20 protein-coding genes and 1 tRNA gene are annotated in these 20783 nt (G+C 54.6%); 12 read left to right on the top strand and 9 right to left on the bottom strand.

From position 1 onward, the window contains the following. Positions 1–71: 71 nt before the first annotated feature. The gene (locus IEX96_RS13065) at positions 72–989 is read right to left on the bottom strand and encodes a hypothetical protein (protein WP_150006220.1); all 918 of its coding nucleotides are present in this window, start codon (positions 987–989) and stop codon (positions 72–74) included. 157 nt (positions 990–1146) lie between these two features. Between IEX96_RS13065 and IEX96_RS13060 the strand changes: the two genes are divergently transcribed. The 4 genes from IEX96_RS13060 to IEX96_RS13045 all read left to right on the top strand — a co-directional run bounded on the left by IEX96_RS13060 (position 1147) and on the right by IEX96_RS13045 (position 4255). Next, a complete protein-coding gene (locus IEX96_RS13060) occupies positions 1147–2397 on the top strand; it encodes a hypothetical protein (protein WP_150006221.1) in 1251 nt (416 codons plus the stop codon). A 73-nt stretch (positions 2398–2470) separates the two neighbouring features. Continuing rightward, positions 2471–2926: a hypothetical protein gene (locus IEX96_RS13055; protein ID WP_150006222.1), complete on the top strand. Its 456-nt coding sequence runs from the start codon at positions 2471–2473 to the stop codon at positions 2924–2926. A gap of 12 nt (positions 2927–2938) precedes the next feature. After that, on the top strand, positions 2939–3652 hold the full coding sequence (locus IEX96_RS13050) for a C39 family peptidase (RefSeq protein ID WP_229773746.1): 714 nt from the start codon (positions 2939–2941) through the stop codon (positions 3650–3652). Positions 3653–3664: 12 nt separating this feature from the next. Continuing rightward, on the top strand, positions 3665–4255 hold the full coding sequence (locus IEX96_RS13045) for a hypothetical protein (protein WP_150006223.1): 591 nt from the start codon (positions 3665–3667) through the stop codon (positions 4253–4255). Between the two features lie 57 nt (positions 4256–4312). Here the strand turns inward: IEX96_RS13045 and IEX96_RS13040 are convergent, their stop codons facing one another. The 3 genes from IEX96_RS13040 to IEX96_RS13030 form a co-directional block, all read right to left on the bottom strand. Further along, complete coding sequence (locus IEX96_RS13040; protein WP_188874065.1) at positions 4313–5686, bottom strand: transporter; 1374 nt, start codon at positions 5684–5686, stop codon at positions 4313–4315. Next, positions 5664–7103, bottom strand: a complete 1440-nt coding sequence (locus IEX96_RS13035; protein WP_188874064.1) for a sigma-54 interaction domain-containing protein — start codon at positions 7101–7103, stop codon at positions 5664–5666. The genes IEX96_RS13040 and IEX96_RS13035 overlap by 23 nt, the downstream gene beginning before the upstream one ends. 302 nt (positions 7104–7405) lie before the next feature. Beyond that, positions 7406–7482 (bottom strand) — tRNA-Pro (locus tag IEX96_RS13030). A 205-nt stretch (positions 7483–7687) separates the two neighbouring features. Between IEX96_RS13030 and IEX96_RS13025 the strand changes: the two genes are divergently transcribed. The 4 genes from IEX96_RS13025 (at position 7688) to IEX96_RS14140 (ending at position 12681) form a co-directional block, all read left to right on the top strand. Beyond that, on the top strand, positions 7688–9871 hold the full coding sequence (locus tag IEX96_RS13025) for a malate synthase G (protein WP_188874063.1): 2184 nt from the start codon (positions 7688–7690) through the stop codon (positions 9869–9871). A 25-nt stretch (positions 9872–9896) separates the two neighbouring features. After that, positions 9897–11966, top strand: a complete 2070-nt coding sequence (locus IEX96_RS13020) for a TonB-dependent receptor (RefSeq protein WP_188874062.1) — start codon at positions 9897–9899, stop codon at positions 11964–11966. A 40-nt stretch (positions 11967–12006) separates the two neighbouring features. Next, positions 12007–12393: a hypothetical protein gene (locus tag IEX96_RS14145; protein WP_229773745.1), complete on the top strand. Its 387-nt coding sequence runs from the start codon at positions 12007–12009 to the stop codon at positions 12391–12393. A gap of 96 nt (positions 12394–12489) precedes the next feature. Beyond that, on the top strand, positions 12490–12681 hold the full coding sequence (locus tag IEX96_RS14140; RefSeq protein ID WP_229773744.1) for a hypothetical protein: 192 nt from the start codon (positions 12490–12492) through the stop codon (positions 12679–12681). Positions 12682–12747: 66 nt separating this feature from the next. Here the strand turns inward: IEX96_RS14140 and IEX96_RS13010 are convergent, their stop codons facing one another. Then, entirely contained in the window at positions 12748–13284 is a 537-nt protein-coding gene (locus IEX96_RS13010; RefSeq protein ID WP_188874061.1) for a DUF192 domain-containing protein, read from the bottom strand. 39 nt (positions 13285–13323) lie between these two features. Further along, entirely contained in the window at positions 13324–13875 is a 552-nt protein-coding gene (locus IEX96_RS13005) for a cold-shock protein (RefSeq protein ID WP_150006229.1), read from the bottom strand. A gap of 203 nt (positions 13876–14078) precedes the next feature. On the opposite strand from IEX96_RS13005, the gene IEX96_RS13000 reads away from it, so the two are divergent. Genes IEX96_RS13000 through IEX96_RS12990 form a run of 3 tightly spaced genes read left to right on the top strand, consistent with a single transcriptional unit; the run spans position 14079 to position 16504 of the window. Further along, on the top strand, positions 14079–14747 hold the full coding sequence (locus tag IEX96_RS13000) for an SRPBCC family protein (protein ID WP_150006230.1): 669 nt from the start codon (positions 14079–14081) through the stop codon (positions 14745–14747). A gap of 4 nt (positions 14748–14751) precedes the next feature. Further along, positions 14752–15834, top strand: a complete 1083-nt coding sequence (locus tag IEX96_RS12995; protein WP_150006231.1) for an XdhC family protein — start codon at positions 14752–14754, stop codon at positions 15832–15834. Positions 15835–15853: 19 nt separating this feature from the next. Next, the gene (locus IEX96_RS12990; RefSeq protein WP_150006232.1) at positions 15854–16504 is read left to right on the top strand and encodes a nucleotidyltransferase family protein; all 651 of its coding nucleotides are present in this window, start codon (positions 15854–15856) and stop codon (positions 16502–16504) included. On the opposite strand, the gene IEX96_RS12985 is transcribed toward IEX96_RS12990, so the two are convergent. Then, on the bottom strand, positions 16480–17568 hold the full coding sequence (locus IEX96_RS12985; RefSeq protein WP_229773742.1) for a fatty acid desaturase family protein: 1089 nt from the start codon (positions 17566–17568) through the stop codon (positions 16480–16482). The two genes, IEX96_RS12990 and IEX96_RS12985, sit on opposite strands and share 25 nt — an antisense overlap. Before the next feature lie 249 nt (positions 17569–17817). Then, positions 17818–18492: a regulatory protein RecX gene (locus IEX96_RS12980; RefSeq protein WP_188874059.1), complete on the bottom strand. Its 675-nt coding sequence runs from the start codon at positions 18490–18492 to the stop codon at positions 17818–17820. Between the two features lie 46 nt (positions 18493–18538). Between IEX96_RS12980 and IEX96_RS12975 the strand changes: the two genes are divergently transcribed. Beyond that, on the top strand, positions 18539–19504 hold the full coding sequence (locus IEX96_RS12975) for a DMT family transporter (protein ID WP_150006235.1): 966 nt from the start codon (positions 18539–18541) through the stop codon (positions 19502–19504). 23 nt (positions 19505–19527) lie between these two features. Here the strand turns inward: IEX96_RS12975 and IEX96_RS12970 are convergent, their stop codons facing one another. Next, a complete protein-coding gene (locus IEX96_RS12970; protein ID WP_188874057.1) occupies positions 19528–20730 on the bottom strand; it encodes an aminotransferase class V-fold PLP-dependent enzyme in 1203 nt (400 codons plus the stop codon). Positions 20731–20783 lie beyond the last annotated feature (53 nt).

The raw sequence follows: 20783 nt of genomic DNA, 5'->3' as shown, positions 1-20783 counted from the left end.
AGCAACCCCAAATTTTGAGCCAAACCCCATCTTCTCATGGGTATTTGAGAGGCGTTTCGTGAACGAATTGCTTATTTTTGTCGTTTAACCCGCACGGTTCGTTTGGCGATTCGCATTTTGAAAGACCCCCAAAGGCCTTCTTCGATATGCACGGCGGTTCCTTCTGCAGGCGGAGGAATTTGTGCGCTATCCGTTTGGAGCCATAGTTGCCCGTTTTCCATGGTGAAGACCCACCGGCCTTTATGGTTTTTCTCCGCAGAGGCAAGCACCATATTGCGGGATTGATCTTCAACCGGCTTGCGAACAGGTTTTTCCGGTAAACCGAATTGATCATCTGCCGGGCTTTTAGCGCCAGACGTTGATGATGCAATCGGAGGCGCCGAAGGGGCTGCAGGCGTGGGCGGAGAGGCAACGGACGGCACCTTTGGCACGGCGACGGAGTGTGCCGGGGATTCTGGCGCAGGCATCGGAGCTGTGATGGCTTGAATCTGTGCGCTTTGAACGAGATTTTCAAAACAGGACAGCCGTTGCGACTGGCTTTCAATCGCCATGCAGGCTTGTAATTTATCCAGCCCAACGGTCTGGCTTGATGCGGCTGTGCCAAAGGTGCTGCTTATGATGCCAAGGGAAATAAGTGCTTTGGAATAAAGGTGATATTTGTATTTCATGGCGCTTGTTCCCCGATTTTGTCTTTTTGCCTTTTTAAAAGCCAGCGCCGTTCTTTTTACAATGGTCATTCTGTAATCAAAAGGACAATCTATCGCCATGATAATTTTATTGGCATGTGGCGCAGAGATATTTTCTGTCGCCTGTAACAACAATGTTACACTGTGAATTATCTTTAAATATAGTATCGGAACAATGGGATAAGCGCAGATTTCTACGGTTTTTGGTGGGTTATATCCTTTTGGTGTCACGCCAGTGATACGTCCACCCTGAAGGAATGGATGCAGAACATCTCTCTTTAAAAAACTGTCTTTATAAAACAATCGGTTATGGAATTTTCCCGACTTGGCCCGCCTTTTGCTTCTCTGAGGGCACGGTGCCGGGGGCTGGCAAAATCCTTAAACGCGATGAATGACCCCAAGGGCCGTGTGATGCACCGCCAATCCGGCGATTTGCAATGAAATTGAACGGAGACATGCAATGACACGCTCTTCTTTTTTGAAAACAGTTTCGGCTATTGGTCTTGGGATCGCATTTTCCTATGGGGCTGTTGCGCAAGAAGTGGATGAAGACGAAAACCCAGATATTGCTTTCCAGGCCGACAATGGTTCGCAAGGCGCTGATGACGCGTCAACCAACCAAGGCTCCGGGACCGGCAGTTCTAATAACGGATCGCAGCAAGGGGATGGCGGCAATAATTCCGATTCCGGCAACAATAACTCATCGAATGACAACAATTCGTCCAACGATGACAATTCGTCTGCGGACAATAATTCATCGAATGACAATAACTCGTCCAACGATGACAACTCGTCCACGGATTCCAATGACGACAACTCCACGAACGACGATAATTCCGATGACGACCACGTGGATCTGGATAACGCCTTCAATGACAGTTCGTCCAATGACGATAATTCGTCGAACGATGACAATTCCACCACCGACGACAATTCCGACGATGACGGGATGGATAGCGACAATTCCTTCAACGACAGCTCATCCAATGACGACAATTCGTCGAACGATGACAATTCCACAGTCGACGATAATTCCGACGATGACGGGATGGATAGCGACAATTCCTTCAATGACAACTCATCCAATGACGACAATTCCACGGTCGATGACAATTCGGATGACGACGGTACGGATACGGACAATTCCAACAACACGACAGACTCGAACAATTCGACCACGGACGACAATTCCGATGATGATGGAATGGATAGCGATAATTCCTTCAACGACAATTCCACCACGGACGACAACTCCGATGACGACGGCACGGATAACGACAATTCCAATAACGACAATTCAACGACCGACGATAATTCCGATGACGACGGCACGGACAACGACAATTCCAACAACGACAATTCAACAACGGACGACAACTCCGATGATGATGGCGTTGATCTGGACAATTCACTGAACGGATCGTTCAACGATCAAAGCGATGATGATGGTCTGGATCTGGACATCACCACCGGTGATATCATGGTCAGCAGCACCACGCTGAGCACCACCGTCAGCGGGATCACCTTGACAACCGCTTTCCCGGATGATGGTCAAGGCGCTGGTGGATCAATCTCCACCGGTAATATCAGCAATAACAGTGTCAGCGGCCTTAATGGATTGTCCCAACAGCAATTCAACACAGGTTTTGCCAACCAGAACGCTGTGATCAATGTGAATGCCAATGTGAACAACTCCTTTGGCGGCCAATAAGAGTTCTACCCCGGCAAACTCGGGCGGGCTTCGGCCCGCCCTCTTTTCCAGTCTGGCTGCGAAAGGGGACATCATGGCTATCAGGATCAGCAGTCGCGCCTTTATTGTGCTTTCCGGGCTCGTTTTCGTGACGGCCAGCCCGATGGCATTGGCACAACAGGCTCTGTCTGTTTCCGATGATGCACATAAGGCCGATAAACCGGCTTTGTCCGTGACCGTGAATGTGGCAGGGGCAGAGCGGCCATTAGCAGAAAAAACGCCCGATCCGTTTTCGGATTTCCAAACCCTTGATAAAGGCCAATTGGCTGGCCTTGAAGGGGGAGCCTCTCTTGATCTGGGCGATATTGCGGTGAATTTATCGGATCAGACCGCGGGGATCTCCGATACCAATATGACCGGCCAGTTCAACAATGGCGCTATCGGGCAGAACAGCATCGAGCAGCTTTCGGGGATCAACTCCTTGATGTTCAACACCGGGAATAATGTGAATTTTCAAAGCACAATTCAGGTTAATGTCTTTGTGAAATAAGGGGGCCTTGTGATGCGATCGCACAAAATGCGGCGCTTTTGGCCCATGATCGGGGTCTGTGCGGCTTTTTCTTTTGCCAATAATGCGGTGGTCGTGGCCGGATCTGTGGATATGCCGGGCTTTGGTGGATATTTCCGCGTTCCGGTGGAATCGCTGAAGGAAGCGCGCTTTCGTAATCTTGTTCCCCAACAATATGATTTCAGTTGCGGATCGGCTGCCACCGCCACCTTGCTGAGTTATCACTATGATATAGCTGTCAGCGAAACCGATGTTTTTAAAAAAATGTTTGAAGTTGGCGATCAGGGTCGCATCCGGCAGGTGGGGTTTTCTTTGCTGGATATGCAAAGCTATCTCAAAACCCTTGGATTGCGCGCCGATGGCTTCCGGCTGACATTGGACCGTCTGGAAAAGGCGGCGGTTCCCGCCATCGTGTTGGTGAACACCTTTGGATATCGCCATTTCATCGTCTTGAAGGGCATTATGGGCGACGAGGTTATGCTGGGCGATCCGGCCTTGGGCATGCGGGTTCTAAGCCGCGCGGAATTTGAAAGCATCTGGGACGGCATTGCGTTTGTGATCCGGGATCGGGTGTCTTTGGGGCGCAAGAATTTCAATAGCCAGGATGATTGGTCCGTTCGGGTGAAAGCGCCTTTGGGGAATTCCTTGTCCCAAACGGCTTTGTCTGATTTCACCGTGCAGCTATGGCGCGGTGCCAATAGCTTTTAAAAGGATTCTTCGATGCGGTATGCACGCACATCGGGATCAATGGTTCGGCCTTTACAATCGGGATTGATTGCGGGGCTGATGCTTTTTGCCGCCATACCTTTGAACGGTCAGGCGGAAGATGATCCCTTTGCTGCGCTGACACCGATGGCAGATGAAGAATTGGAAGACGCGCGCGGCGGTATGCGCTTGGGGGCCTTTGATATTGCTTTGGGATTTGCCATTAGCAGCCTTGTGGATGGTCAGCCGGTGGCGATTTCAAATTTTTCACTGAATGATAATGGACAGTTCGTGCCTGTTTTGGCATCGCGGATTCAGGCCATTAATGAAGGCGCTCCGGTGGTTGTGGGCGCAGACCGCATTGTGATCGGGGCTGACGGGGTGGATATTGCCCGCATCAATGGTGCTGGCGAGGCGGGTGAGGCATCGTCCTTGCCGCTGGGAACCCGGATCATCGAAAATACCTTGGACGGTGTCGGCATTGTCCAGGTGTTTGAACTGACCGTGGTGATGGAAAATATGCAAGAGGTCAGCCGCACCGGACGTTTATCCATGCAATTGGGCGATATCGCCCGCCGCGCCGCGATGGAGCAGATGGGGAACTGATTGTTCCCCCAATGCCGATCTCGAACCGGGCCAATATTTGGAAACGGTATAAAAACCCTAGAATCTAAAGGGAATACGCAAGCTGATGCGCACATCGGGGGCATCGTCGGTGACCCCTAATTGGGTGTTCAAATTCAGCCCGATATGATCCGTTAATCCCATGGACAAGCCAAAGAGAAAGCTTCCCACTTCCAGACTGCTGGTTTTTTGTCTGGTATCGGCGATGAAGGTTTTTGTGCCGAACACATGATTATGCTCATAGCCCAAACTGAAAGACAGCGTGTCGTTCAATCCCACGCCCAAACCAAAACCGGCGCGAATGCTGTCGCCGGGATTGACGCGGTCGATCAGGGTGTCGCCAATCAGGGTATTCACCGATTTCGACAGATTGAACAAATAGCCCGCATTCACAAACAACACAGCCGGATCAAGGCTGTGGATCATGGTGAGAGAGGGCTCAACGGTCCAGAAACCGGAGCCCACCGGCAGATCCAGCTCAAGCCCGTCTTCATCGCGGGCCACATCGAACGGACCTTTCCCCAGATCAGATTTCCCGCGCAGATTGGCAATGAATACGGGATGGCCTTTTCCGGCGCGGTTGATCTGGTAATGCAGCCCGATTTCCGCATCGCCAACGCCATTGCCGCTGAGTTCGCGGATCTGGCGTCGGTTATCAAGGCCGACCACCTCATTGGTGATGCGATCATTGCGGTAAAGATAGGGAATTTGTGCATCGATCTCCCACCGGTCGGTGATCCCGTAACGGGCGGTGAGCGAAGACGTAACGGTATCGCGGTCTGCATCGGTGAGCTCGAACAGACCCACAAGCACCACATCGACAATTTCCACCCCCTGGAAGAAAAAGCGGTTAACGCCCGATTGGGTGTAATCAATGCGTGGTTCCAGCGAAAAACGCCCTTTGGGAGTAAGCACGCCTCCCACATCTGCGAAAATTGACACTTCCGTTGCGCGGGCATTGGCTTGGGATTGCGCCGCATTATCCGCTTGTGCTTGTTGCCCTACGGTTTCGGTTGCTGTGGAAGACGGGGCGGGGCGGGGCTGATTTTGTGCCTGTTGCCGGACCGTGGGTGTGATGGCTTCCGGCGCTGCTTTTCGCTCTGCTATGGAAGCTGTTGCAGATTGTCCGGAGAGAACCTGCTCAATACGGTTGGCTTGTACTTCGATGATTTGTCGTTGTTGCTCAAGCTGTTGTGCTTGCTGGGAAAGCTGCTCTCTTTGCCGGTCGATTTGCTGCTTTAGCCGTTGCAGCTCGCTGCGGTCTGCTGATTCAAGGCTGCTATCCGGGTCGCCTGTGCTCTGATCTTGCGCCAATGCCATGGTGCAGGGAAGCAAAAATGCCCCGCCGATGACGAATATGGAAATGGACGTCCTGGATTTATGAAATGGTTCAGACTTGAGTATCCCAGTCATGGTCTTTTCCCCCGTTGACCAGTTGCTTATGATCCAGATCATGGCGCTTGAGCAGGCGATACAATCCCACCCTTGAAACGCCTAATTCCGTGGCTGCGCGGCTGATATTGCCGTCGAATGTTCGGATGGCCTTTGATAGAAGGGCGCTTTCCGCTTCGGCCCGTGCCCGTGCCAAAGTTTGCACCGATGGGGCTGTTGCCTTGTCCCGCGATAATCCCAAATGGCGCCGGTCTATTTTTCCGCTGCTGTTCAGGGCCATGGCCCTTTGGATGCAATTTTGAAGTTGGCGCACATTGCCGGGCCAGGAATAGGCGAGGATGGCGCGTTCGGCTTCTTCCGTCAGACTGGCGGGTTTTAATCCATGGTTTTGTATCGCCAAGGCGATGAAATATTTGGCCAACAAAATGGCATCGCCTTCCCGTTCGCGCAGCGGTGGCATCATCAAGGGCAGAACGTTCAAGCGGTGGAACAGGTCGAGCCGAAAGTGTTTTTTCCGAACCGCTTCTTCCAGATTTATATTGGAGGCAACAATGATCCGCACATTGGTCTGGCGTGGTTGATGTGCCCCCAAACGGTATATCCGGCCATCTTCCAGAACCCGCAAAAGCTGCGATTGAATATCCAGCGACAGATCCGCGATTTCATCCAGAAACAATGTGCCGCCCGATGCCTGTTCAAAGCGGCCCGGCCGGGCGCTGATGGCATTGGTGAACGCCCCTTTTTCATGGCCGAACAGTTCGGAGGCTGCCAATTGCGGAGGGATGGTCGCGCAATTGATGGCCAGAAAAACCTGATCGGTGCGGCTGGAATGTTGGTGAATGTCGCGGGCGACCAGTTCTTTGCCTGTTCCGCTTTCTCCGGCGATCAGCACAGGCAGATCGGTTTTGGCATATTGAGAAATCTGTTTGCGGATAGCATCCATTGCCGGGCATTTCCCCAAAAGCAGGGCTTGGTATGGCGCGGACGGGGCGCGGCGGATGTCTTTGGGCCGCGCTTCATGCTCAAAAATGCCGCGTAAATGCCCAATGGTAAAACACAGCCGCTCGTGATCGATGGGCAAGGTGTGAAAATCATAAAGCACGCCATCGTGCAGCAGCCGGCAGACCCGGTTACGGCCTTGCGAGCTTTTATCGATCAAAGCGATAACGCGCATGGCCCGGGCAAGACGAAGCAATTGCTGATACAGCCGATCAGAGATGTGCACATGCGCCGTTAGCGAGATCACGGCGCAGAAATAGGTGTGGTGAAGTTTGGAGATAGGCTTGTCCGGGATGGTGTACGCAATATCGGACAAAGGCATCAGGCGATGAACCTGATGTGCCGCACCGGATGCGTCTTCTCGCGCAGGGTCGATGATTAAAAGGCGTTTGGATCTATCGCCACGATCGCACGCTGCTCCCTTGCGTACTTCGTGCATTGAAAAATCTCCCACCACAATATTTCACTTGCGATGCCAATCATAGCATATAAGAAAAAATAATAATTAAAATAATAATGACAACGTATATATTATTTAACTATTCAAATAAAAATAGGTTTATTTAATTATACTAAATCCAATATATGGATGGGTCTGCATTTATTCTTTTTGCAAGGGAGAGATTTTTCGATCTGATTGATCTGCTTTTATTGCGCGTCCAATAGAAACGGGCGTCTCTCCGTTTTGTTCCGGAAAAGCCACGACAAAAGATAGGTCTTTGAAAGAGAAGGGGGGGGGAATGGTCGGGGAGACAGGATTCGAACCTGCGACCCTCTGCTCCCAAAGCAGATGCGCTACCAGGCTGCGCTACTCCCCGACGGCTGAGTGTTTAAGGAATGCCGCCGTCTTGCGCAAGAGGCATCTTGCATGTTTGCCTCTTTCTTTCGAATGTGTATGCGGTCACGGTCTGCCCATCACAAGGATCGGCCTAGACAGAGGCGGGTTGTAGCGCTACCCCTCTCGTGATTTATCAATTGATCCGTTTGAAACGATAGACGACTCCACAGAAAGAAGGGGTGTAGATGACACAGCGCAGGCAATATGGCGGTTTACAAGTGGCCTTGGGCCTTGATGATCTGGTGGCACGCGCCCTTCATGGATCGGATGGCCTGGATGTGGCCGGTTTCTGGGCGGCGTTTGAAGCCATGCACACCGCTTTGGCTCCCCGTAACCGCGCTTTGTTGAAAACCCGTGATGCCATGCAAGCGCAGCTTGATGCGTGGCACCGCAATCACAAGGGCGACGGGTTCGATCTTGCAGCTTATCAGGCCTTTCTGGAAGAGATCGGCTATGTGCTGCCCGAACCGGAGCCATTCGCGGTCAGTACCGATCATATAGACCCAGAAATTGCAAAGATTGCCGGGCCGCAGCTTGTGGTTCCGGTGATGAATGCCCGTTTTGCCATCAATGCCGCCAATGCGCGTTGGGGCAGCCTTTATGATGCGCTTTATGGCACCGATGTGCTGCCCGAAGCGGATGGTTGCGCGCGCGGCAGCAGCTATAATCCCAAGCGCGGGGAAAAAGTTATCGCTTTTGCCAAAGGGTTTCTCGACGAGATCGCCCCCCTTATGGACGGCAAAAGCCATAAGGACGCCACCGGTTATGTGGTTGAGGATGGTGCGCTGGTGGTTAGGCTTTCTGGCGCAGTATCCACAAAACTTGCCCATCCGGAACGCTTTGCGGGCTATCGCGGCGTAGCCGCAGGGCCTGACGGCATTTTGCTGCGCTTTCATGGCTTGCATGTGGATATCGTGATTGACCGGTCCCATTCCATTGGCCGCAATGATGCTGCCGGTGTGGCGGATGTGATGATGGAATCGGCGCTCAGCACCATCATGGATCTGGAAGATTCCATCGCGGCAGTGGATGCGGAAGACAAAGCTGCGGCCTATGGCAATTGGCTCGGCTTGATAAACGGCGATCTGGCCGAACGCTTTGAAAAAGGCGGTCGCACCATAGAGCGCAGATTAAAGGCGGATCGCAGCTATCATGCGCCCGATGGATCGGCTTTTACCTTGCCGGGCCGTAGCCTGATGCTGTTGCGCAATGTGGGGCATTTGATGACCACATCCGCAGTGCTGGACAGCGAAGGCCACGAGGTATTTGAAGGCCTTTTAGATGCCATGATAACGGTGCTGATCAGCATGCGCGATGTGGCTGGCAGGGGCCTTTATCGCAACAGTCGGGAAGGTTCGATTTATATCGTTAAGCCCAAAATGCACGGGCCTGATGAAGTGGCGTTTACCAATGATGTTTTCAGCCATGTGGAAGCCGCATTGGGCTTGGCCCCGAACACCGTGAAAATCGGCATCATGGATGAAGAGCGCCGCACCAGCGCCAATCTGGCCAGATGTATTGCTGCCGTGCGCGATCGGGTGTTCTTCATCAATACGGGCTTTCTGGATCGCACCGGCGATGAAATCCATAGCGCTATGGAAGCCGGCCCCATGATACCGAAAGCACAGATGAAGGATGCCGTTTGGCTTAAGGCTTATGAAGACCGCAATGTGGATATCGGTCTTCAATGCGGTTTGCCTGGCCATGCCCAGATTGGCAAAGGCATGTGGGCGAAACCGGACCGTATGGCGGATATGCTGAAGGAAAAAATCGGCCATCCCCAGTCCGGTGCCAGCACCGCTTGGGTGCCGTCCCCTACGGCTGCCACATTGCACGCCTTGCATTATCATAAGGTGGATGTAACAGAGCGGCAAAAAGCTTTGAAAGACCGTCCCAAAGCCGGGCTTGGACCTTTACTGACCCCTCCGGTGGATTGTGATGCACGCTATTCGCCGCAGCAAATCCAGCAAGAACTGGACAATAATGCGCAAGGCATTCTCGGTTATGTGGTGCGCTGGGTGGAACAAGGGGTTGGTTGCTCGAAAGTGCCGGATATCAATGATGTGGGCTTGATGGAAGATCGCGCGACTTTGCGGATTTCCAGCCAGCATATGGCCAATTGGCTGCATCATGGCTTGTGCACAAAACAGCAGGTGATCGACAGCATGAAGCGGATTGCCCGGATTGTTGACAAGCAAAATGAAGGCGACCCCACCTATCAGCCCATGGCTCCGGATTTTGACACGTCCATTGCCTTTCAAGCGGCATGCGATCTGGTGTTTTTGGGCCGCGAGCAGCCCAATGGCTATACGGAGCCGGTATTGCACCGCAGCCGCCGCGAGGCGAAAGCCCGAATTCAGGGCAGTTAAAGTCCATGGGGAAAGGGAGGGGATCGTGAGGGCTTTGGGCGTTGTTTTATGCTTGTCCATGGTCCCCGGTTCCCCGCTTTCTGCCCAGATCGTGGACGAAATCCGTGTCACGGCTACGCGGCTTTCCGACCCTGAAGCCCGGCGGGTTTATGGGGAAAGCGTGCTTTTGGCCGATGATTTCGCCAAAGCCCCCACGATTCATATGGATGAAATTCTGGGGCAAATTCCGGGGCTTTCGTTGTTTCGCCGGGCATCGTCTTTATTGGCCAACCCCACAACCCAAGGGGTTAGCCTGCGCGGTATTGGCCCCAATGGGGCAGGGCGGGCGCTGGTTTTGCTGGATGGCGTGCCGCTGAACGATCCCTTTGGTGGTTGGGTGTTCTGGTCTGCACTTGATCCTCGGCGAATTGCACAAGCAAGCGTGGTGCGCGGCAGCGGGGCAGGGCCCTATGGCAATCAGGCGCTGACTGGCGTGATCCGCCTTGAGAGCAAAATGCCCGCCGATTTTACGCTGGACGGTATGGCGGAGATCGGCACCCGCGGCACAAGGCTTTTATCCTTGGGAATAGGCGATCGCCACGACAAGATGAGCTATGCGCTTTCCGGGCATTATAGGGAAAGCGATGGCTTTATTTTACGCGACAAGCAAAGCCGGGGCGCTGTGGACGTGCCTGCAAAAAGCGATGTGGCACGGCTTTCGGGCGTGGTGGAAGCGGCTATGTCCGATAATATCACCTTAAGCGGGCAGCTGGGCTGGTTTGAGGAAAACCGCTCCAACGGCACATTGCTCACCGGCAATGATGCGGAAGTGCTGGATGGGTCCTTGCGTCTGGTGCGCGATGCCGGGCCGTCGGAACTGGGATATGAGCTGACCGCCTTTATAACGGAACGGGATTTTTCCAGCCGGTTCAGTGCGGTTGATGAAGCGCGCGCCTCGGAAAGATCTGTTCTGGATCAATTCAGTGTCCCGTCGCGCGGGGCGGGACTGCTGGCGGTATTGCGGGTGCCTTTGGGGGCCGGACAAAGCCTTGATCTGGGCGGGGATGTGCGGCGGCTTGAAGGGGAAACCAATGAATCTTTTCGCAATCTAGGCGATGGCTTCACCCGGGTGCGCCGGGCGGGTGGCGACCAATGGCTGGCCGGTCTTTATGCAGATTATGCGGGCACGGTGTTTGATCGTTTGGATCTTTCGGGCGGAATACGGCTGGATTACTGGCGCACATTCAACGGCGTTCTAATGGAAAGTGATTTGGCCGATGGATCGCTGGTGCGCGATGATGCCATTTTCGACCGCGACGGGCTTTTGCTGAATGGCAGATTGGGAGCGCGCTATCGCCTGACCGATGCGTTATCGGCCCGTTTTTCAGGCTATAGCGGCTTTCGTTTGCCCAGCCTCAATGAATTTTTCCGGCCTTTCCGTGTGGGCAATGATATCACCGAAGCCAATCCGGATTTAGAGCCGGAGCGGCTTTATGGCTTTGATTTGGGTGTGCAGTTTCAGCCGCTGAATACCATCAGTCTGGGCGCCACATATTTCCGGAACTGGCTGCATGACGGGGTGGGAAATATCACAGTGGCCCTTGGCCCCGGCATCTTTCCGCCCACCGGCTTTGTGCCTGCAGGCGGGTCTTTGAGGCAAAGGCAAAATATCGACCGGATCACCGCCGATGGAATAGAGATGGAAGGCCGTGTGGCGGTGGGCGGGCAGCTTTCAATGGTGCTGCGCTATCTTTATGTGAATGCCCGGATCACAGATGCGGGCGAGATTGCGGATCTTGCTGGCAAACGGGTGGCACAAAGCCCCAAACACAGCCTGACAGTGGGCGCAGACTGGACACCCGCCCCCAAATGGTCGGTCAATTTCGATGGCCGTTATACCGGCGCTCAATTTGATGATGACGGAAACAGCCGCTCTTTGTCGTCGGCTTTCACGCTTGATCTGGCCATCCGCTATAGGCTGAGCGCGGATATGCAGATGTTTCTTGCTGCTGAGAATATTTTTGGTGAAACGGTGGAAAGCCAAACCACCGGTGACGGGGACATTCTGCGTGCCCAGCCGCAGCTTTTTTCCCTTGGTGTGGAATTGTCTTTATAACAATCATGCACGCGGCACGAAATATATTGGGGAGAGAAGAATGAAGCCCATCCGATCCATGTTGATGGCCACAACGCTGATGTTAATAAGCGGGGCGGTTCACGCCCAAACGCTGGAGCAATTGCGCACAGCCCCCAAATCGGCGGAGCGTAATACAGAAGCGACAATCGGCGCCTATGCTGCTGGATATAAGGCCGGTTTTCTGTGTAGCGCCTTGTTTAATGGTGGCAAAACACGGGACCAAATCGAAGCAGATGAACTGACCGGCATCTATCCATTGGTCGAGGATCAAGCACGGCAATTGCAGGCGGAGATCGATTATCAGGCCAAGCGGGTCAGTGTGGCTTATGACAGGAAAAGGATGGTCACAGCTCCGTCACCGCACAGCGCACATGGTCTGTGGCCAAAAGCATCGGCGCCAGTGTGATCGGCGCAGCGGTTGAACAGGGCCTGATCGATGTAAAAGCACCCGCCCAAATTCCCCAATGGCAGCCCCCGTCCCGGTTATGGGGCGCAATGGTGGTTGCTGAACGCTTATGATCCGGCGCTTCCCAAAGACAGCATTGTTGCTGTGGGCAATCGTGGGCAATATCTGGTGGTAATCCCGTCGCTGGAATTGGTGATCGTGCGGCGGGGCTATGACATGGTGGGCGGAAGCGGCTTTTCCTATGTGGATTTCGCATCGCAGATTGTGGCGGCCTTGAAAGAAAACTAAATCGCCGGTTTATCAACAAGAAAGAGACGCAAAGGACGTGATGTCCTGTCCTATCCTATCCTATCCTTATTTGGGCTGCGTCTCTATTTTATTGTCCCAATTGTTGAATATGGGATGTAGCACCCGATCACCGGGTTTGATGCCCAGTTTTTTCGCGGTGCCTTCATTCAATTCCAGCACGCCCAAAACCCGCCCTCGTGATTGTACCGGCGGGCTGATTTGATGGGGAACGCCCGTGCCGATATTGGCAATGGTTCCATCGGTTTTGATGAAAATAAGGTCCAGCGGCAAATCGGTGTTTTTCATCCAGAAGCTGGCGCGTACCGGCATGCCCATATCAAAGAGCATGCCATGATCTTCGGGCATTTCCTTGCGGAACATCAAGCCGATGCTGCGTTCTTCCGGATCATTGGCGAATTCAACGGTGAAATGATGCGTGCCGTTTTCGCTTTCAACGATTAACGGCATGGTCTCCAGGGATTGCGGTGTTTGAGCCGCCCCCATGGGAGCCAAAAGTCCAGCCCAAAGCCATGTAAGAACGAGGCCTACAAGAAGCTTGACCAAAAGCATGGGGGAAGGCTTGGCCGAAAATTGGGCTGGCATGACACTGTCCATTGAAACGGTTGGAAAGGAACGGAAGTCTTATCCATCCAACAATATGATCTCGGATGCAAGGGGGCCGCGTTCTCCCTTCCCGATGGCGATCCGCACCCTTTGCCCTGGTTGTATATCGTCGATCCCTGCTTTTCTAAGGGTTTCCATATGGATAAACACATCCTGCGTGCCTTCCCCCTGAGACACGAAACCATAGCCTTTGATGCGGTTGAACCATTTCACGACGGCTTCGCTATAGGCGCCGGATTGATCGCCGGAATGGCGGGCAAAACCATTGGAGTTTTCAGGCACTTGTTCGGCATCGGGTGCCGTTACGGTGGAAAAATCCAAAGTGATTACACGGGTTGCCTGCCGCCCGCGCGGGCGTGTCACCGCTTCACAATGAACGGTTGTTCCTTCGGGCACGGACCGTCGCCCCACCTCGCGCAGGACAGAAAAATGCAAAAGTACATCGCTTCCACCATCGTCTGCGATCACAAAGCCGTAGCCTTTCACCGCATCAAACCATTTGACGACCCCACGCACCTCAACGGTTTGTTCTTCGGCCATAGGTTCGGACGCTTCCCCAAGTGCCATCATCAACTGCTCCCCATTACGCACATACCATATTAACACGGCTCTATAGCGAAGCAAAATCATGCCGCAAACAGGTGGTCATTGCCAAGCCTTTGTATTTGATCTTGCTTCGATGAAATGGGATGGAAGAGAGAGCGGCCCGTATCATATACAGAAGATAACGCACCATGCGTCCCTGCGGTCGATGGAACATTGGAGAGCAGACGATGAAACTTGAAAGCGAAACCATCATACCGGCACCGCGTCAGATCGTATGGGACGCCTTGAACGACGAAACCCTGTTGATCGAATGTATTCCCGGTTGCGAAGCGCTGGAGCGATTGGGAGACAACCAGTTGGCCGCATCGGTGACGGCCAAGGTGGGGCCGGTGAAGGCGAAATTCAAAGGCGAGGTGATGCTGGAGAATGTGTCGCCGCCCCATGCCTATACCTTGGTTGGACAAGGCAAGGGTGCTGCCGGATTTGCCCGTGGGCGGGCGGATGTGGCCCTGCATGATGTGGAAGGGGATAAAACCCGGCTGGCATGGTCCGTAGAAGCCAATGTGGGGGGCAAGCTGGCACAGATGGGGGCGCGACTGATTGACAGCACAGCGAAAAAATATGCCGAAGACTTTTTTACCTGTTTTTCCGATCTGGTTGTGGAACGGATGGCGAAGGAGGCCCCTTCAGGCCCCACGGCTCCGGTGGTAGAACAGCCCGTCCCTGTGGCAGAACCCATCAAGGACAGTCCGACAGAACCAAGTGCACCGCCTGCACCAACCCCGCCGACCCAAGATGTTCCCATTGGCGAAGATCGGCCCGGCCTTAAACCTGTTCTATGGGTGTTTGCCCTGATCGCGCTGGTTTTGGGCCTGCTTTATTATCTGGCACGATAAGCAGATGGGGCACAGAGAGACATCCGGCGCGCCCGATCCGCTTGAAACGGCTTTGGCATGGGCCGAGGCGGGGCATGGCGTGGCCTTGGCAACGGTGATTTCCACATGGGGCTCTGCGCCGCGTCCTGTGGGAAGCCAGCTTGTGATCCGCACCGACGAGCGTTTTGAAGGCTCTGTTTCCGGCGGTTGCGTGGAAGGCGCGGTGATTGTGGACGCGCTGGATGTGATCGCATCGGGGGACACACAGGAACGGTCTTTCGGTGTGGCCGATGCCAAAGCATGGGAGGTGGGGCTTGCCTGCGGTGGGCGTATCTCCGTTTATCTGGAGCCGGTGAGCGGGCCTCAGGCTCCTCCAGCCGCTTTGGATATGCTTCGGGCTTTGATTGATGCTCGCAGCGCCCGACAGGCCGTGGTGCGCATGACCGATCTCGACGGGGGCGATACAGCCCTGTTTCAGACACAGGAACAAGATGTGGCTGGCCAGATATCCCGCCGGTTCAATGTGGCGTTTCCTGACGAAGCCTTAACGGATGCCTTGCGTCTTGATCGGTCGGGTCTGGTCGAAACCGGTGGGCGGCGCTTGTTTATGCATGTGTTCAATCCGCCCTTGCGCTTGTTTGTGATTGGCGCAGTGCATATCGCCCAAGCGCTGGTGCCAATGGCGCAGGGACTGGGCTATGATGTGGCGGTGATCGATCCGCGCGGAGCTTTTGCCACCAGCGCCCGCTTTGGATCGGTGCGCCTGATAGAAGAATGGCCCGATACGGCATTGGTGGCCGAGCACCTCGATGAACGATCCGCCGTGGTTACGCTGACCCACGATCCGAAACTGGATGATGCGGCGCTCAAGGAAGCGCTCGGCTCCAAAGCCTTTTACATCGGATCACTAGGAAGCCGAAAGACCCATAAAGCACGGCTTGACAGACTTTTTTCCCTCGGCTTTCCACAACATACACTTTTACGAATATATGGACCGGTTGGATTTGCAATCGGAGCGAGAAGTCCGGCGGAAATCGCCCTGTCAATCATGGCGCAGATCACACAAGTTTTGCGGCAAGGCGCGATAAAACCCGATTCTGCAGCCTGAAACCGCCCTTGAGGGAGTGATGTCTGCTTTGGCACATCCTGAGTCGCACAGATCCCGGCCAGATGGCCAAAATATTGCCTGCGTGATTTTGGCGGCGGGTTTATCGCGGCGTATGGGCGGGGGAAGCAAAATGCTGGCCCCTTTACAGGGCGTGCCCATGATCGTGCATAGCGTGCGGGCCGCGCAAAAGGCCCGGATCGGCCCGATCCTTGTGGTGGTGGGGCATCAGGCGGCTGCGGTGCGCCAATGCCTTGCGGGGGAAATGGTCCGGATTGTCGAAAATCCTGATTATGAATGCGGGCTGTCTGCATCGGTGAAGGCCGGCGTGCAGGCGGTGCCGGACCATTGCGCCGCGGCGCTTTTCATGCTGGGGGATATGCCAAGGGTGGCGCCGGAAACTCTGCACTCTCTTGTCCAAAGCTATTGGGCCGCAGAAAAGCCGCCGGCAGTGGTGCCGTATTATCATGGCAAGCGGGGCAATCCGGTTTTATGGGACCGTTCGCAGTTCTTCGCTTTGGCAGCCCTTCAAGGCGATCAGGGGGCGCGGGGGCTTTTGAAAGCGCTTGGATCAGAAATCCAGACGCTGGATGTGAAGGATCAAGGGATTTTACAAGATGCCGATGATCCCGCAAGCCTTGCCCGGATTCATGCGGCTTTCGAGCGCGATTGACCCGCCTGTGCCTCTTTAGCGCGGTTGTTTTGGCCTTCGCGGGTTTCTTGCCAGATGCGTTTCAGGGCATCGAACATGCTGGCGCGGCTGGCTTCCAGATAAAGGCTGTTATCGGGCAGTTCCTGCACCAGTTTGCGGTGGGCCTTTCCCAAAGCATGATAGGGCAGCGACGGGAACAGATGGTGGGTGGCATGAAAGCGCAAGCCCACCGGCGCCCATAAGGGGGTCCAGAACCGGTTGCCCGGCACATTCACGGAATCGAGAAATTCTTCCGCTGTGGTCATAGGGGCATCGCCGGGATTGCGGTAAGCATGGGCGCACAAGGTGCGCAAGGAATTGAACAGGAAAATCAGCACGGTTACCAGATACCAGATGGCCAGCACCTTCAAGGGCAGGACACCGGTGACAAACAGCGCCAAAAACCCGAAGGCATAAAGGCAAGTAGCGGCTTCTTGCCAGCGCCAGCTTTTATCGTCGCGCTTGGCGGGAGGCGGGCGGCGATAATTCATGTCGATGGTAAGGGAGGAGGCCCGTTCCCATGCCCAACGGCGCACCGGCGGCACCACATAGCTGATGGGGGTAAGCAGCAAAAACCGCCCCACAAATAACAAGGGCAGGAAAAACGACAGCAGTACATAGCCCACAAGCCCCAAAGGCGAGCCTGTGGCAAAAGGTACATATTCCCCATCTTCATGGGTGCCATATATTTTGCGCAAATGATGGTCCGTGTGCACGCCGGCATAGGTGAAGGACGGCACCAGCATGGGAAAACCGCAAATCAGATTCCAGGCCAGCCGGAACAGTTTGAAGGTGCCGCGCTTTAAATGCGACAATTCATGGATGAAGATCACGGCCCGATAAAGGGCGAAGGTCGCGACAAACAGCGCGGCCAGTTGCACAGCCCCGAAATTCGGGCTGATCACGGCCAGCACAAAGGCCCCCCAGCCAAGGGCGGCACTGATAAGAAAATCAGGCCAATAGATCCACGGATTGGGGCGCGCCAGACTTTTTACAATGGCACGGGCTTCTTTCAGCGGAAAATTTTCGGCGTTGGGGCGCGCCATATCTGTCATCCATCTTTGTCTCAGGTGGCACGAAACTGTCCGTCCACATTTGGCAGTGGCACCCTTTTAAAGGGAAATCAAGGGACCGCAAGGCCGCAATGGGATCATCCATGCTGCCAGATATGGGACGATATCCCCAAATTACAAAAGAAAGACCTGTGCTGCACCGGATTTCATGGGCATGGCTTTTTTGTCGCCGCTTGGGAAAAATCCGGGAAGCCATGGCAATTCAGGGCAATTCAGGGCAATTCAGGGCAATTCCCCGTCATCGGGGTCGGCAGGAAAATCGATTGTATCAATGATCGGGGCATCGCTATCGCCAAACAGTGCCTCCAGTTCTTCTTCCGTGTCTGCGGCCAGAATCTTGCGGGCAATGTCATAGGAAAAGCCCGCTCTGGCAAAAGCGGCAATCTCTTTAGTTTGCCGGGCGTAGATGGCGCGTCGATCCGGTGTTTCGGGGTCGCGGTCTTTCATATCGCGCTTCCACGGACCGAGGCGGCGTTTGCGGGCAAAGCGCATGGCGGCCAGATGATCGGGGTCTGTCATGGGGCCGATATCGTCTGCCAAGGCATTCAGGGCGGCATCAATATCCGCTTCGTTGACAGCCCGCGCTTTTAACCAATGCTGGATGACCCGTTTGGGTTTGCCGCGCAAATGCTGGCTTCTGGCCATGGATTCGGCATAGGCGCGATCGTCCAATAACTGCAGGTGGAGCAATTTTTCGATCAGCGTATCGATCCATTGTTTCTGCTCGGCGGATGGGGGGGCAAAGGACGCATTGCGCCGACGGATTTTTTGTTCCAAAACACGGCGGAGATTACCCGCGCTTGTGGCAAAGCGTTCCAGATAATGATAGGCAGCCCGCTCCAGCCTGTCGGGCGTCATGGGCTTGGCTGCCGATTTTTCATAAGGGCGCTTGGTCATAGGCTGAAAATGCCGCCCAAGCGCAGCGTTTCGCAAGCCCTTAATCATGAGGAAGACTTTGAAACCCATTGCAGCGCCATCTTTGGTCGATTTTCTGGGCCTTGCCGTTTTGGCTCTGACATGGGGCTCGTCCTTCTTTTTTGTGGAAATCGCCCTGGAAAGCTTTGGTCCTTTGGCCATTGCGGGCAGCCGCATTGCCATTGCCGCCGTGTTACTCACCATCGTCGCCCGCCTGAAAGGCCATCGATTGCCCGATAATGCGCGAGACTGGAAGCTGCTGTTTCTTGCGGGCGCCATCGGGACGGCGATCCCGTTTTCGCTGATCGCTTGGGGGCAATCTTATATCAGCAGTTCAGAAGCGGCGATTCTGATGTCCTTCACACCTTTGGCGACGCTTTTTTTCGCCCATTGGATGACCGATGATGAAAAAATAACCGGTGGTAAAATTACCGGCCTTGTGGTCGGGATTCTTGGCGTTTCGGTTCTTGTGGGCGGCGGCGCGCCGGCGGGTTCTTCATCTGGTGTCATGAGCATTGCGGGAAAGCTGGCCGTCTTGATGGCGGCCATGGGCTATGGGGTATCGGCTTTGTTGCTGCGCCGGGCCAGCCGCATGCCCACCTTTGTCGGGGCGGCAGGAGTGTTATTGGCCAGTGCGTCCCTGATTGTGCCGGTGGCGCTGATTTTTGACAATCCGCTCAGCACAGCTGCCAGTTTCCGCAGCATATTGGCGGTGGTCTGGTTGGGCGTTTGGCCCTCGGCCATTGCCGTTTTGGTGCTGGTGGCGGTGATTGCCCGGGTGGGAGCTACATTTGTGGCCCTGAACAATTATTTCGTGCCGGTGGTGGGCAGTTTATTGGGGGTGTTCATTCTGGGGGAACCCTTTGGCCTGTCGCGGGTGTTTGGCTTGCTCCTGATTTTGGTCGGTGTGCTGATCACGCAATATGTGCAACGCCGCCAGATCCATATGATGGCGGAAAAAAGCAGCGCCGCGGATGCCGCCCAAAAGGGCTGAGTGTTTATGCGCGGTCTGTTGCCTCAAGAGCCGAGATTTTCAAGGGCGTGCATGAAACGCTCCAGTTCCTCTTCAGTATTGTAATAATGGGGGGAAACCCGCACCGCGCTGTCTATGCCGCGGGCTTCCAGATCCAGTCTTGTGTGCACCACTGAGGCCACCTGCACCGCAATGCCCTGCTTTTCCATTTCCGCCTTGATCGTCGCAGGGGACAGCGTGGCGTGGCGAAATGTGACAATGGCCGAATGACGGGTGCCGGGGTCGGTGATCCGGATCGGGGGATGCTCTGCCAGCAAGGTCCGCAATCGGGCCGCCAAGGCATTGGATCGCTGGAATAAGGCATCAATGTCAAAAGACAACAGATATTCAAGAGCCGCGCCAAAGCCCAGTTGGGCTGCCAAATTGCGCTCCCATGCCTCCATCACCTTTGCATCGTCGCGCAATTCATAGCCCGTCGCCGATGTCCATGTGGCGGCTTGATTGGTTAGCATCACCGGACGCAACCGGGCCTGAAAGCTGTCGCGGATATACAAAAATCCAACGCCGCGCGGGCCACGCAGGAATTTCCGGGCTGTGCCTGTCAGCATATGGCAGCCGATATCTTCCACATCCACCGGCAGTTGCCCCATGCTTTGGCAGGCATCCAGCAAAAAGGGCACGGCGTGTTTGCGGGCGATTTCACCCACGGCCTTGACAGGATTGATTTGCCCCGATGAGGACGGGACATGGCTGATGGCAATCACTTTCGCGCGATCATCCAGTGCGTCGTTCAAGGCCGAAAGATCCAGATTGCCCTGTGCATCGGGACCGATAACCACAATGCGGGCGCCGGTTTTTTCGGCGCGATCCAGCATGGCCACATAATTCGAGCAATATTCGTTAAACCCGGTGATGATCCGGTCCCCCTTTTGTAAGGGGAGGCTATAAAAGGCACGATTCCATGCCTCTGTGGCGCTTTGTAGAAAGGCGATTTCGCTTTGATTTGCGCCAATCAAGCGGGCCAAAGCGCTGTAACTTCGTTCCAATTGATCCGCCATGCGTTCATGGGCCACATAGCCACCCACGCAAGCTTCCAATGCTACAGTGCGCTGGATTGCGTCCACCACAGGGGCGGGCATCAAAGAGGCCCCCGCATTGTCAAGATGCACGCGATGTCCGGTTGCGGGGGTATCGGCACGCAAGCGTTCAAGGACGGAAAGGGGAAGGGCAGCAGGGGCTTTGGTCATGGTTTGGTCATATTTCCCTTTTAAGCGGCGACCTCGGATCGGTCTTCCAAGAC

It is taken from the genome of Iodidimonas muriae, from assembly GCF_014647255.1.
GTDB lineage: Bacteria > Pseudomonadota > Alphaproteobacteria > Sphingomonadales > Rhodothalassiaceae > Iodidimonas > Iodidimonas muriae.
This window is presented reverse-complemented; position numbering and strand designations above follow the sequence as displayed.

Bases quoted from the DNA above. Each gene is read 5' to 3' on its own strand.
- IEX96_RS13040 (WP_188874065.1), bottom strand. From the start codon at position 5,686: ATGACTGGGATACTCAAGTCTGAACCATTTCATAAATCCAGGACGTCC.
- IEX96_RS12990 (WP_150006232.1), top strand. From the start codon at position 15,854: ATGTCTGCTTTGGCACATCCTGAGTCGCACAGATCCCGGCCAGATGGC.
- IEX96_RS12970 (WP_188874057.1), bottom strand. From the start codon at position 20,730: ATGACCAAAGCCCCTGCTGCCCTTCCCCTTTCCGTCCTTGAACGCTTG.
- IEX96_RS12985 (WP_229773742.1), bottom strand. From the start codon at position 17,568: ATGGCGCGCCCCAACGCCGAAAATTTTCCGCTGAAAGAAGCCCGTGCC.
- IEX96_RS13055 (WP_150006222.1), top strand. From the start codon at position 2,471: ATGGCTATCAGGATCAGCAGTCGCGCCTTTATTGTGCTTTCCGGGCTC.
- IEX96_RS13025 (WP_188874063.1), top strand. From the start codon at position 7,688: ATGACACAGCGCAGGCAATATGGCGGTTTACAAGTGGCCTTGGGCCTT.
- IEX96_RS13050 (WP_229773746.1), top strand. From the start codon at position 2,939: ATGCGATCGCACAAAATGCGGCGCTTTTGGCCCATGATCGGGGTCTGT.
- IEX96_RS13060 (WP_150006221.1), top strand. From the start codon at position 1,147: ATGACACGCTCTTCTTTTTTGAAAACAGTTTCGGCTATTGGTCTTGGG.
- IEX96_RS13010 (WP_188874061.1), bottom strand. From the start codon at position 13,284: ATGCCAGCCCAATTTTCGGCCAAGCCTTCCCCCATGCTTTTGGTCAAG.
- IEX96_RS12975 (WP_150006235.1), top strand. From the start codon at position 18,539: ATGAGGAAGACTTTGAAACCCATTGCAGCGCCATCTTTGGTCGATTTT.
- IEX96_RS13000 (WP_150006230.1), top strand. From the start codon at position 14,079: ATGAAACTTGAAAGCGAAACCATCATACCGGCACCGCGTCAGATCGTA.
- IEX96_RS14145 (WP_229773745.1), top strand. From the start codon at position 12,007: ATGAAGCCCATCCGATCCATGTTGATGGCCACAACGCTGATGTTAATA.
- IEX96_RS12995 (WP_150006231.1), top strand. From the start codon at position 14,752: ATGGGGCACAGAGAGACATCCGGCGCGCCCGATCCGCTTGAAACGGCT.
- IEX96_RS13035 (WP_188874064.1), bottom strand. From the start codon at position 7,103: ATGCACGAAGTACGCAAGGGAGCAGCGTGCGATCGTGGCGATAGATCC.
- IEX96_RS13005 (WP_150006229.1), bottom strand. From the start codon at position 13,875: ATGATGGCACTTGGGGAAGCGTCCGAACCTATGGCCGAAGAACAAACC.
- IEX96_RS12980 (WP_188874059.1), bottom strand. From the start codon at position 18,492: ATGACCAAGCGCCCTTATGAAAAATCGGCAGCCAAGCCCATGACGCCC.
- IEX96_RS13045 (WP_150006223.1), top strand. From the start codon at position 3,665: ATGCGGTATGCACGCACATCGGGATCAATGGTTCGGCCTTTACAATCG.